Source organism: Crocosphaera sp. Alani8 (assembly GCF_038442745.1).
In the GTDB taxonomy this organism is placed as follows: Bacteria; Cyanobacteriota; Cyanobacteriia; order Cyanobacteriales; family Microcystaceae; genus Crocosphaera.
Map to the genome: position 1 here is coordinate 1 of NZ_JARVCN010000064.1, position 12,019 is coordinate 12,019.

Genomic DNA, 12,019 nt, shown 5'->3' on the forward strand with positions numbered 1-12,019 from the left:
TGATGACTGTTCTCAATGCCTTCTGTCAAGCGGATTTTAGATGAGCTTACCCTGACCATAAATGTTCATCACTTTCGTAGAGATTTTTGAGATTAGTTTCCTTTAAAGTTTTCACGTCTAAACCAGGGCGATGGGCTGTACTAAAATCAAGATATTCGATAATGTCCTCTTTTCCTTCATCAAAAATTTTATCTAACTCTTGAGAACTAATTAAAGGTTTGTTGTTCATAAAAATAATTATACCTCCCCATTCATAAAACAGGGAGGTATAACCTTAGTTATTGAACTGAAGAAAAAACAATTACAGTTGCTTAACTTCAGACACTAACTTAGAAACCATATCTTGTGCGCTACCAAACAGCATCACGGTTTTATCTTCGTAGAATAACTCGTTATCTACGCCAGCAAAACCGGTACTTAAACCACGCTTAATAACAATAGTATGGTGGGCGCGATCTACTTCTAAGATAGGCATTCCAAAAATAGGACTGCTTTGATCAGCCCGTGCAGCAGGGTTAACCACGTCATTTGCACCAATAACCAAGGCAACATCAGTCTGTTCAAACTCAGGGTTGATGTCGTCCATATCGTGTAACTGGTTATAAGGAACGTTCGCTTCTGCTAATAAAACGTTCATGTGACCGGGCATCCGTCCAGCAACGGGGTGAATAGCATACTTAACCTCAACGCCCATTTTCTCCAGTTGGTTAGCCAACTCTCTGACGGTGTGTTGCGCCTGTGCCACTGCCATACCATAACCAGGTACAATAACCACAGAACGGGCATAACCCAACATCATTGCTCCTTCTTCTGGGTCAATAGACTGTACGGTTTTATCAGTACCATCACCAGAACCAGCAGCCACGGTTCCTCCAGCACTACCAAAGGCACCGAATAAAACGCTCAGTAAAGAACGGTTCATGGCTTTACACATGATTTCCGTTAAAATGATACCTGATGCACCCACCAACGCACCTGCGACGATGAGCATATTATTCATGAGGATGAAACCTGCTGCACTAGCTGCTAAACCCGAGAAGGAGTTTAACAGGGAGATGACCACAGGCATATCGCCACCACCGATAGGTAGAACGAATAATACCCCAAATACTAAGGATAAACCCACTAAACCTAAGAAAATTGTTGGGTTAGCAGGGTCGATGAACAGGTAAACACTTCCTGCAACGAAGGATAAGAAAAGAAGGATATTGAAGGGTTGTTGTAGGGGAAAGGTAACAGGAGAACCACTCACTAACCCTTGTAACTTAGCAAAGGCTAGTAAACTACCTGTTAAGGTGACACCACCGATAAACACCCCTAAAATAGCTACTAAGGTTGCATCGAAAGGAACACCTTTTCCAGCATCTAGTAAACGCCAAAACTCTCCAACAGCAACTAAGGCACTGGCTGCGCCCCCTAAACCGTTGAAAATACCCACCATTTGGGGCATTTCCGTCATAGCTACTTTTTGAGCAGCGATCGCCCCGATAATAGAACCAATGATCACCCCAACGAGAATCATCTCGTAGTTGATCACAGACTGATTGATTAAGGTTGCAATAATAGCAAAGAACATCCCCACCGCAGCGATAATATTACCTCGGCGGGCGGTTGCGGGTGATCCTAACTGCTTTAAGCCAACAATGAATAAGGCGGCTGCTACTAAGTAGGTGAGTTCGATGCCGGTGGTTAAACCAGACAGAACATCAGTACATAAAGTATCGTTCATCTTTAACTATGCTCCCTTCTTCTTGAACATTTGCAACATGCGATCGGTTACTAAAAAGCCACCTACGACGTTAACGGTTGCTAAAACCACAGCTATTAAACCCAAAACAACGGTAATATTCCATTCTTTGGACCCAGCAATGAGTAAAGCCCCAACCACAGCAATACCAGAAATGGCGTTAGCCCCTGACATCAAGGGAGTGTGTAGGGTTGGAGGTACTTTGTTGATCACCTCAAACCCCACAAAGGAGGCTAAGACGAACACCACTAAACCTATTAATAATCCAGTTGTCATTGATAATATATACTCCTGATTTGTATCGGTTATCAGTTATCAGTTACCACTGTTAACTGTTCACTGCTCTAAGCTTGAACTAAGTTAGCTAAAGCTTGTTTGATGCGATCGTTGCGGATCTCTCCTTCGTAGGTAACGCAGGTTCCACCCACGATATCGTCTTCAAAGTTGAAGTCGATGGCACCGTCTTTAACTAAATATTTCACCAGGGTTAAGAGGTTTTTGGCGTATACTTTACTGGAGTCTACTGGTAAGCTCGAAGGGAGATTCAACGGTCCAATAATAGTTACACCGTTGTAATAAACGTCCTTACCGGCTTCGGTACAAGCACAGTTTCCACCTTGTCCGGCTGCTAAGTCTACGATCACAGATCCTGAGTTCATTTCACACACCATTTCCTCGGTAACGATCAATGGAGCGCGCTTTCCTTGTACTTGGGCAGTAGTGATCACCACATCGGATTTTTTAATGTGTTCCGTTAGCACCTGACGAATTTTTTCTTGTGTGGTTTGTCCAACTTCCTTGGCGTAACCTTGACTGGTGGCGGTGTCTTCTTCGATGGGGATCTCAATAAACTTCGCCCCCACACTTTGTACCTCTTCTTTCACCGCGGGGCGTACGTCAAAAGCTTCTACCACTGCCCCTAAACGTCTAGCAGTAGCGATCGCTTGTAAACCTGCTACCCCTGCACCGATAACTAAAACTTTAGCCGGAGGAATGGTACCAGCAGCAGTTGTCATCATGGGAAACAGACGAGGTAAGGAAGCAGATGCGATCAAGGCAGCCTTATATCCTGCGATATTTGCCTGAGATGAAAGTGCATCCATACTTTGTGCGCGACTGGTACGGGGAATCATCTCCATACTAAAGGCGTTGATCTTCCGTTGAGCCAACCCTTGAACCTGTTCGGGGTTAGCTAAGGGGTTAAGGAAACTGATCAAAGTAGCACCGGGTTTTAACCAGTTCATTTCTTCTTCTCCCTGTTGTTCCCCAGGTGGTGTAACTTTGAGGAGAATATCTGCAGATTCCCACAGTTCTTTAGCAGAGTTAATAATGGTTGCTCCGGCTGCTTGGTATTCGCTATCGTCAAAATGCGCCCCTAAGCCGGCACCGGACTGTACCAATACTTCAAACCCTAGCTTAATAAAACGGGTGACAATATCGGGAACGAGGGCAACTCGCAATTCTCCTAAATCACTTTCTTTTGGAACTGCGATTTTTAGCATATTGAACCTTCCTTGGTTTTGTTTATGGGTTAAAAGTTTGTTGTTTAGTATTTTGAGGGCTATTAACGACTTAAGAAGAAACCTTAAAGTCTTCTTTGTTTTTGCTTCGTGAATTGATTCGCAATCACAAGACTTCCTAACTTAACTCAATGAAGTTTTGAGTCGGTCTTGATCATCGATCTGATCGAGCGGTTTTTAACAAACTAATAACTCTTGATCACAGCGTTACTAACCCCACGGTTTTCAGATGTCTTTATTTCGCTTTCCCCTAAGTTTAATCTAGGTTTTTGCCACCCCTTGAAAACTTAATTAATTTTTAACTGTGTATCTTATTACTCATTATTAGTAATTATTAATTAGTGATTGAATTAGTATCATGAGCGTAATCCTTGTACTTTGTTTTTTTATTTATCAAGACTTTGTTTTACATCAGAAGCAGTTTCTTCAGGTTTTCCTGAGAGGGGAAACACTAATACGCTATCAATATCTTTATTATTTGCTAATTCTTGTAAACGGTGTAATTGTTGATCAGTGATGCCAATCCCATCGTATTTTTTGGCATAGTCTAATTCTGCATTAAAATTCTGATCATTATAAGCTTGAATAAAAACCCTATCTACTGACCAGTTTTTCCAGTCAGCCGCAAAGTATCTTTTTGACCAATAAGGGTTATGATGGCTAAGATCAAAACTAACTGAATTATTTGCTTTTTTAACTTCTGTAATCATTTTTTGGGTGAATTTAGTCAACTTAGAAGTTCTATCTACTTTCCCCGGTAATTCAGCGTGATAACCTAAATAGTCATCCCATTGAACAGCATCTATTTGAGGATATTTTTTGACGAATTCTACGGCAATATTAGTGAAAAAATCGGCAATTTCTGGAACTTCTACATCTAAGACATAATGCTCAACATTACTATAAGTTCTATCTACCCCCGGAACTAACCATTTGTTTTCAATAGCTTTATTAAAAATGGGACTATTTTTATCAATTTTTATTCCCTTTTCAAAGTAAGCATGAACCTCCATACCATGTTTATGTGCTTCATCGATTAACCAATTTAACCACTGAGAATTAAATTTGTTGGGACAGCTTTTATAGCCCAACATTTCCTTCATGACTTCGCTGTTATACATGGTGCAACCGTTTCCCCAAACACCATGAATAATAGTATTAAATCCTTTGCTTTTATAATATCTGACTCGTTCACGAATAGTTGCTTCTGGTGCGTTATTCGTAACTTGGTAACGACTTAAATAAATACCTCTTATTTTCTTTTTTTCCCAAGGTGTTAATATTTTTTTTGAAGCTTTACTATTGTCAGGTTTAATTATTTCGTTAGTGGACTTCTCTGGACTGTCATTGTGATTAGTTATTGGAGGATCATTTTCATAAGCTTCTGGGGTAGGGTTCTCAGTTTTTACTTTTGATGCAGAAGACTGATCATTAATGGGTTTAGGGTTAGAGGTTGGATTTGATATGATTACCTTTTCTTTTTTATCAATAGGAATAGGTAAATTAGGATATTTTTCTAAAAGCTCAATTGTTCTTGGATGATTAGCAATAAACTCTGGTAAAGTATGATTATTTTTTACAAAAAACCACCAATATCCCCCTCCAAAGACAGTTAAAACCATTAACAGTTCTACCAAACAACCAAAATCGAAAAAACGAGAAGGCTTATTATTTCTGGTCATCATTCAAAATCAGTAAACTTATAAGTAATGTCTAAGTCATTCAATCTTAACGAAATACATTTCTTTACACAGACTAGACCTCTATTTAACTACTATTTTAACTTTTTTATACTAAGTAGCCGGAAATAAATCAAGCTCACTGTGTAAATATCTGTAAATATAGCTGTAAGCCTACTTCTGCCTTCTCCCTTCTGCCCCCTGCCTCTTCTCAACTGCAACGTTTATTTTTGTCCAGGTACTTAAAGAGTTATGATTAAATAGTGATAAGTTGTAGGATAAGGTATGGGTGAAGCTAAGCGTCGTAAAAATGCCTTGAAAGAACAGTACGGTCAAGAAGAACGTATTTTACCTTGGATTCCTATATCAAAACGTCAGGCTGACGATTTCTATCAGTGGACTACACGAGGAGCCTGGTTTGGTATCGGTATCATGGCAACTCTTTGGATAACAGTCCGTTTCATCGGTCCAGCTTTTGGTTGGTGGGATACTCAGTAGACTAACAATTATTACGATTTGTATTGATGTACTTGACAAGTTTAAGAAATTGTGGATTCTCTACTTTATAGTTTTTTCGTAGATAGTGGTGAGCGATCGCAAGTTTATTGTTGCGGTTGATGCTCACCTTAAAAATTATTAGAGATTTGCAAGGGGTTTTCTCCTATTAAAAAATCCCCCAACAAGTATCGCATAATAGATTATTTGCTACTTTCAGCTAACAACAGATGAGCAGAATAATTCATTGATCCCTATGTAGATTTTTTAGTATGATCACCGTGAAAACGAATCCCTAAAAATACATCATAAAGAAAACTCCAAAGATTTTTCCCTTGTAGTAAACCTAAAGATTGATCACATCCTTTAGCATCCAAAAGGGACTTAGTTGCGTGATAAGCAGGTTTATATTTGTACCAGGGAATGGAAGGCCAAAGATGGTGGATTAAGTGATAATTTTGTCCAAAGATTAAGATATTCAGGATAGCACTAGGATAAACCCTCGCATTCTTCCATCTATCCCTTTCTTCAAAAGGTCGGTGGGGTAAATAATCAAAGAATAATCCCAAGGCAACTCCTACTACCAAAGCAGGAACAAACCAAAAATTCATTACAAAACCGATGAACTCATAATGAATACCCAAAAAGACTATGGTAAACAGGAATAATCTGCTTAAAAACCATTCTAAAAGTTCGTATTTTTTCCACAAACGACGCTTGAAAAAGAAAATCTCGTGATAAAAAAAGCGTGCTGCTATCATCCATAGTGGACCACCAGTGGAAACAAAATGGTCGGGGTCATTATCAGGATCATTCACATGAGCATGATGTTGTAAATGCACCCGTGTGAACACAGGAAAAGCAAAGCCCAACATTAAGGCACTTCCGTGACCCAAAATTGCATTAATGGTACGGTTGCGATGAGCTGCATTATGAGAAGCATCATGAATTACTGTACCTGATATATGTAGGGCTAAAACACTACATACAAAACATATCCACTCAGGCCATTCCCATAACCAATAACCGCATATTGAACAACCAATGAGGGATAGAGCGGTAAAAAACATCACCACGTTGGGATTAAACCCTCCTGGGGGCTTAAGATATTCTCTAGGTACTGTTTGCAGCGTCTGTGCCGACTGCATGGTTGTTTTCTGCTCCTTGACGAACACTATTGTTAACCTTCGTGTAGTTTACACGATAACCCAAATTTAGTAAAGATTTGTAACATTATCTCATCTTATGTAAAGATGGAAGTTAAATTACGAAAACTCAAGGTTACATTGTAAATCATTGGGTTGTTTGTGAAACCCAGTTGATTAACAACAGTCTATATGGTTGTTATGATTCTATGGTGATTTTTTTAACTTTAATTTTACTGTTATTGGTTCTACCTGTATCGAGTAAGCTAACGATTTGATTAAATTTCTTGATTAAATTTTAAGGAGCGGTATTATCAGTATGGGTCAAATATGGCGATATATCAAGGCTATAATGGGAATTATTTTCCGTCATCCTATCACGGGTGCCACCATTATTCCAGTGCTTCCTGATGGGCGGATTGTGTTGATTCAGCGCAAGGATACGGGACAATGGGGACTTCCTGGGGGTATTGTTGATTGGGGAGAAGATTTAATAACCACAGCTAGACGAGAATTAAAAGAAGAAACGGGCTTACAATTGCTAAATGTTCGGCGATTAGTTGGGGTATATTCTTCTATGGATCGTGACCCTAGAATTCACTCCATTTCTGTCTTAATGGAAGCAGAAGTTAGAGGGGAGTTTTCTATAGAAGACACCCTAGAAGTTATGCAGATAGAAGCATTTTTACCGAGTGATTTGCCCTTGGGCAACCTTTCTCACGACCACGATCGTCAGTTAAATGATTATTTGAAAGGGTTAACAGTCTTAGCTTAGAAGTTAGTGCGGAGGGACATAACAAAGTTTAATTATGTCCCTAAGAAAATCAATAAATAACTCAACCTTAACGCATGGTTACAAACTCCTCAGCAGAGGTTGGATGAATACCAACGGTTGCATCAAAGTCAGACTTTTTAGCTCCCATTTTCACCGCGACGGCCATTCCTTGGATAATCTCCGCAGCGTGATCACCCACCATGTGAGCCCCTAAGACTTTTTCACTTTCTTGGTGAACAATTAATTTCATGAGGGTTTTTTCTTCTTTTCCAGGTAAAACGTAGTACATGGGACGGAACTTACTGCGATAGACTTTGATAGCGTCTTCTCCGTACTGTTGTTTAGCCTCTTCTTCTGTTAAACCGACGGTGGCAGCTTCGGGGGTAGTAAAGACAGCAGAAGGGACGTTTTCATAGCTCATGACACGAGATTTTCCGCCAAAATGGGTATCAGCAAAAGCTCTTCCTTCGTTGATGGCCACAGGGGTCAAGTTGATGCGATCGGTACAATCTCCCACCGCATAGATATTGTCTTGACCAGTACAGCTATATTTATCAACAGCGATCGCTCCATTGTTGACTTCAACCCCAGTATTTTCCAGACCTAAATTATCTAAACTAGGTTTACGTCCGGTGGCAGCTAAACCGATGGTATCAGCCAAAACCATCTCGTTGTTTTCATCTCCTTGAACAGCGATTTTTAGTCCTTCAGCAGTTTTTTCGATGGAGGTAATAGTAGAATTTTTGAGGATTTGAATACCATGATTTTCCATAGACTCTTGAATGGTACTACGGATGTCTTCATCAAAACCCCTGAGTATTTTATCTCGGCGAATTACTTGGATTACATCTGATCCCAATCCACGCATAATACAGGCAAATTCTACCCCAATGTAACCGCCGCCCCAGATTACCATCCGTTTTGGTTGTTGGGCTAAGGTAAACATCTGATCAGAAATAATGGTATGTTCAATACCTGGAATATCCGGTCTAACTGGATGTCCCCCCACTGCAATGAGAATTTTATCGGCGGTAATTTTGTTATTTCCAACTTCAACGGTGTGGGGGTCCAGTAGTTTAGCGTAGTCTCGATACAGTTTCACCTCGGATTTATCCAACATTCGTAAATAAATACCATTAAGACGTTCTGTTTCCTGGTTAACCGCCGTAATCATTTTGGACCAATCCAAGGTACTTTTAACTGGACTCCAACCGTACCCTTCAGACTCTTGAAACTGTGCCGAAAAATGGGAGGTATACACCATCAATTTTTTAGGAACACATCCTACATTAACGCAAGTTCCCCCCAGGCGATCATACTCTGCTAATCCGACTTTTGCCCCGTATTCTGCAGCCCGTCTAGCGGTGGCAATACCACCCGAACCGCCACCGATAACAAACAAATCGAAATCATAACTCATAATAATACAAATCTCCTAATTTTTCGGCGTTTTTGTATAGCACTACCCATTAAGATGTTTCAACCTAATGAGACTTGGATTTTCCCCGTAATAATTAATTAAACAGACAAATAATGTCTTAACTAATTTTTGTAGTGCTGTGGTTGTTCTTTGGATTGTCTATTTTTATATTTTATCTTTTTTGGTCGTAGTTGTTATTGTTGCTAGTTGACACTACCCCACCTAAAGGGACGGAGATTATTCAATCGATGACCGGTCTTGCCGATAGCTAATAGCCGATAGCTGAATGCTTACAGAAGAACTGATTTTTCAGTTTGCGTCTCAGTAATTTTACGGAAGTCAATCAGAAAATTATTAGACTCTATCTTCCCATCTTTACCCAAGAGTGGGATGATAAAGACAAACCTTGGGCAATTCATAGACCAGAGGTTGCCCACTCCACAATGATTGTTGTCTTATCGTAGTTTATTTCAAGAAAAATTATGGTTGCTGCCACCCAGTCACTTCAAGAACTGTGCATTAATTCTATTCGTTTTTTAGCAGTTGACGCTGTAGAAAAAGCTAAATCAGGACACCCTGGACTGCCTATGGGTGCGGCTCCTATGGCTTATGTCCTCTGGGATCAGTTCATGCGGTTTAACCCGAAAAACCCTAAATGGTTCAACCGCGATCGCTTCATTCTTTCCGCGGGTCATGGTTGTATGTTACAGTACGCCTTACTCTATTTGACTGGTTACGATAGCGTCACCATCGAAGATATTAAACAGTTCCGTCAATGGGGATCGAAAACCCCTGGACACCCAGAAAACTTTGAAACCGAAGGGGTAGAAGTTACCACCGGTCCTCTGGGACAGGGAATCGCCAATGGGGTGGGTTTAGCCCTAGCAGAAGCCCATTTAGCAGCTACCTTTAACAAACCAGATGCTACCATCGTTGATCACTACACCTATGTTATTTTAGGGGATGGTTGCAACATGGAAGGTGTAGCAGGTGAAGCTTGTTCTATTGCTGGACACTGGGGTTTAGGCAAACTGATCGCCCTTTATGACGATAACCACATATCTATCGATGGTTCTACAGATGTGGCCTTTACCGAAGATGTGTCCAAACGCTTTGAAGCTTACGGTTGGCACACTATCCATGTGCCAAATGGTAACACCGATTTAGATGCTATTGCTAAGGCGATCGAAGAGGCGAAAAAAGTCACCGATAAGCCTACGATGATCAAAGTTACCACCACCATCGGTTATGGTTCCCCCAACAAACAAGACACCGCCGGTGTTCACGGTGCTGCTTTGGGTGCGGATGAAGTGGCTTTAACCCGTAAAAACTTGGGATGGGACTATGAACCCTTCGACATCCCCCAAGATGTGCTTAAGGCAATGAATAAGGCGGAGCAGGGTGCTAGTTACGAAGCTGAATGGAACCAAGCTTTTGCAGCTTACAAAGCTAAATATCCCACCGAAGCGGCTGAGTTTGAACGTTATTTAAGTGGTCAACTTCCCGATGGTTGGGATAAGGGCCTACCTACCTTCACCCCTGATGATGATGGACAACCAACTCGGAAGCATTCCGCTGCTATCCTCAACATCTTAGCCCCTGTGTTACCTGAATTAATTGGTGGTTCGGCTGATTTAACCCACTCTAACTTAACAGAATTAAAAGTTTCTGGGGACTTCCAAAAAGGTGCTTATGCTAACCGTAACGTTCACTTTGGGGTGCGTGAACATGGTATGGGTGCTATCTGTAACGGAATGTCTTTACATAATTCTGGTTTAATTCCTTATGGTGCTACTTTCTTAATCTTTACCGATTATATGCGGGCTTCTATCCGTTTATCAGCTTTGTCTCAAGTAGGTGCTATCTGGGTGATGACTCACGACTCCATTGGACAAGGGGAAGATGGTCCCACTCACCAACCTGTGGAAGTATTGGCTTCTTTACGGGCAATTCCTGATTTAACTGTTTTTCGTCCTGCTGATGGCAATGAGTGTTCTGGAGCTTATAAAGTAGCGGTTGAGAAAGCGAAAGCTCATGCACCCAGTTTATTAGCCTTTACCCGTCAGAAAGTGCCTAACCTTCCTGGAACCTCTATTGAAGGGGTGGCTAAGGGTGCTTATACTATTGTTGACTGTGATGGTACTCCTGATATTATCCTCATGGGAACCGGCTCAGAGGTAAGTCTTTGTGTTGCTGCGGCTGAACAATTAAGTGGCGAAGGGAAGAAAGTTCGGGTAGTTTCTATGCCTTCTTGGGAGTTATTTGAAGCACAGGATGAAGCTTATAAAGAGTCTGTTTTCCCCAAAGCTGTGACCAAGCGTTTATCTGTGGAAGCTGGTGTTAGTTTTGGTTGGTCAAAATACGTTGGACCCGAAGGTGATACCGTCAGTATTGATACTTTTGGTGCTTCTGCTCCTGGTGGAACCTGTATGGAAAAATTCGGCTTTAGTGTTGATAATGTTTTGGCTAAAGCAAAAGCTCTTCTAGGTTAATTAATCCCTAATTCCTGTTATTAATTAATCAACGCCCTCTGAAAGTCTAGAGGGTTTTTTCTTGTTTATCATCCCTTCGGGGCAACCCCTCACTCCTCACTCACTCCTCACTCCTGACTCCTGACTCCTGACTCCTGACTCCTGACTCCTCACTCACTCCTCACCCCTCACTCCTTCTTCAATTTCTTATCCGATCTTCAAAAAATGAAGACTAAGAAAAAAAAGAATTGGGGGAGGCTTATATGGTAAGAGTTCCTCCCCTCAACGCTTGAACAGGTGCCGAGTTAGATTGACTGGAGACTTTTTGTCTTTGTTCCCATCAAATTTTGCAGCAGTCAGCAGTCAGCAGTCAGCACTCAGCAGTTAGCACTCAGCAGTCAGCACTCAGCAGTTAGCACTCAGCACTCAGCAGTCAGCGTTCAGCATTCAGCACTCAGCAGTTAGCACTCAGCACTCAGCGTTCAGCATTCGTTTAATTTTACCGAAAATCGGAGCATGAAAGCCCCTGGCTTCAGACATGGGGATGAAATGCGACTGGCAATTCATTGCCTACCCAGGGCAAACGCGCTTAATTTTTGAACCCCCGATTGAACAAAGCCTTGGGCTAGAATAGATTATATGTACTGGAAGTCGAGAACCCTGGCTAGATCATGCCGTTGAGATTTAAGCGCGTTTGCCCTGATTGCCTACCTATCAGATCTGATGCTAGAATGGTTTGCGTAGTAGGTCGATAACGCAAGATGTTT

At 41.3% G+C, this 12,019-nt stretch carries 10 protein-coding genes; 3 read left to right on the forward strand and 7 right to left on the reverse strand.

Annotation, left to right across the window (positions count from 1 at the left end; genetic code table 11):
• Positions 1-46: 46 nt before the first annotated feature.
• The 5 genes from P9B04_RS04915 to P9B04_RS04935 all read right to left on the reverse strand — a co-directional run bounded on the left by P9B04_RS04915 (position 47) and on the right by P9B04_RS04935 (position 4,952).
• On the reverse strand, positions 47-229 hold the full coding sequence (locus P9B04_RS04915; protein ID WP_342053884.1) for a hypothetical protein: 183 nt from the start codon (positions 227-229) through the stop codon (positions 47-49).
• A gap of 72 nt (positions 230-301) precedes the next feature.
• Positions 302-1,729, reverse strand: a complete 1,428-nt coding sequence (locus P9B04_RS04920; RefSeq protein ID WP_342053885.1) for an NAD(P)(+) transhydrogenase (Re/Si-specific) subunit beta — start codon at positions 1,727-1,729, stop codon at positions 302-304.
• Positions 1,730-1,735: 6 nt separating this feature from the next.
• On the reverse strand, positions 1,736-2,023 hold the full coding sequence (locus tag P9B04_RS04925; RefSeq protein WP_342053886.1) for an NAD(P) transhydrogenase subunit alpha: 288 nt from the start codon (positions 2,021-2,023) through the stop codon (positions 1,736-1,738).
• A gap of 68 nt (positions 2,024-2,091) precedes the next feature.
• Positions 2,092-3,249 (reverse strand): Re/Si-specific NAD(P)(+) transhydrogenase subunit alpha, encoded by a 1,158-nt coding sequence (locus P9B04_RS04930; RefSeq protein ID WP_342053887.1) that lies wholly within the window; start codon positions 3,247-3,249, stop codon positions 2,092-2,094.
• A gap of 404 nt (positions 3,250-3,653) precedes the next feature.
• A complete protein-coding gene (locus P9B04_RS04935) occupies positions 3,654-4,952 on the reverse strand; it encodes a family 10 glycosylhydrolase (RefSeq protein ID WP_342053888.1) in 1,299 nt (432 codons plus the stop codon).
• Between the two features lie 279 nt (positions 4,953-5,231).
• On the opposite strand from P9B04_RS04935, the gene P9B04_RS04940 reads away from it, so the two are divergent.
• The gene (locus P9B04_RS04940; RefSeq protein WP_342053889.1) at positions 5,232-5,444 is read left to right on the forward strand and encodes a DUF2839 domain-containing protein; all 213 of its coding nucleotides are present in this window, start codon (positions 5,232-5,234) and stop codon (positions 5,442-5,444) included.
• A gap of 251 nt (positions 5,445-5,695) precedes the next feature.
• Here the strand turns inward: P9B04_RS04940 and crtR are convergent, their stop codons facing one another.
• The gene (gene crtR / locus P9B04_RS04945; protein WP_342053890.1) at positions 5,696-6,589 is read right to left on the reverse strand and encodes a beta-carotene hydroxylase; all 894 of its coding nucleotides are present in this window, start codon (positions 6,587-6,589) and stop codon (positions 5,696-5,698) included.
• Positions 6,590-6,905: 316 nt separating this feature from the next.
• On the opposite strand from crtR, the gene P9B04_RS04950 reads away from it, so the two are divergent.
• Entirely contained in the window at positions 6,906-7,361 is a 456-nt protein-coding gene (locus P9B04_RS04950; protein ID WP_342053891.1) for an NUDIX hydrolase, read from the forward strand.
• A 67-nt stretch (positions 7,362-7,428) separates the two neighbouring features.
• Here P9B04_RS04950 and gorA read toward each other — a convergent pair whose 3' ends face one another.
• The gene (gene gorA / locus P9B04_RS04955; RefSeq protein WP_342053892.1) at positions 7,429-8,781 is read right to left on the reverse strand and encodes a glutathione-disulfide reductase; all 1,353 of its coding nucleotides are present in this window, start codon (positions 8,779-8,781) and stop codon (positions 7,429-7,431) included.
• A 482-nt stretch (positions 8,782-9,263) separates the two neighbouring features.
• On the opposite strand from gorA, the gene tkt reads away from it, so the two are divergent.
• Entirely contained in the window at positions 9,264-11,273 is a 2,010-nt protein-coding gene (tkt, locus tag P9B04_RS04960) for a transketolase (protein ID WP_342053893.1), read from the forward strand.
• Positions 11,274-12,019 lie beyond the last annotated feature (746 nt).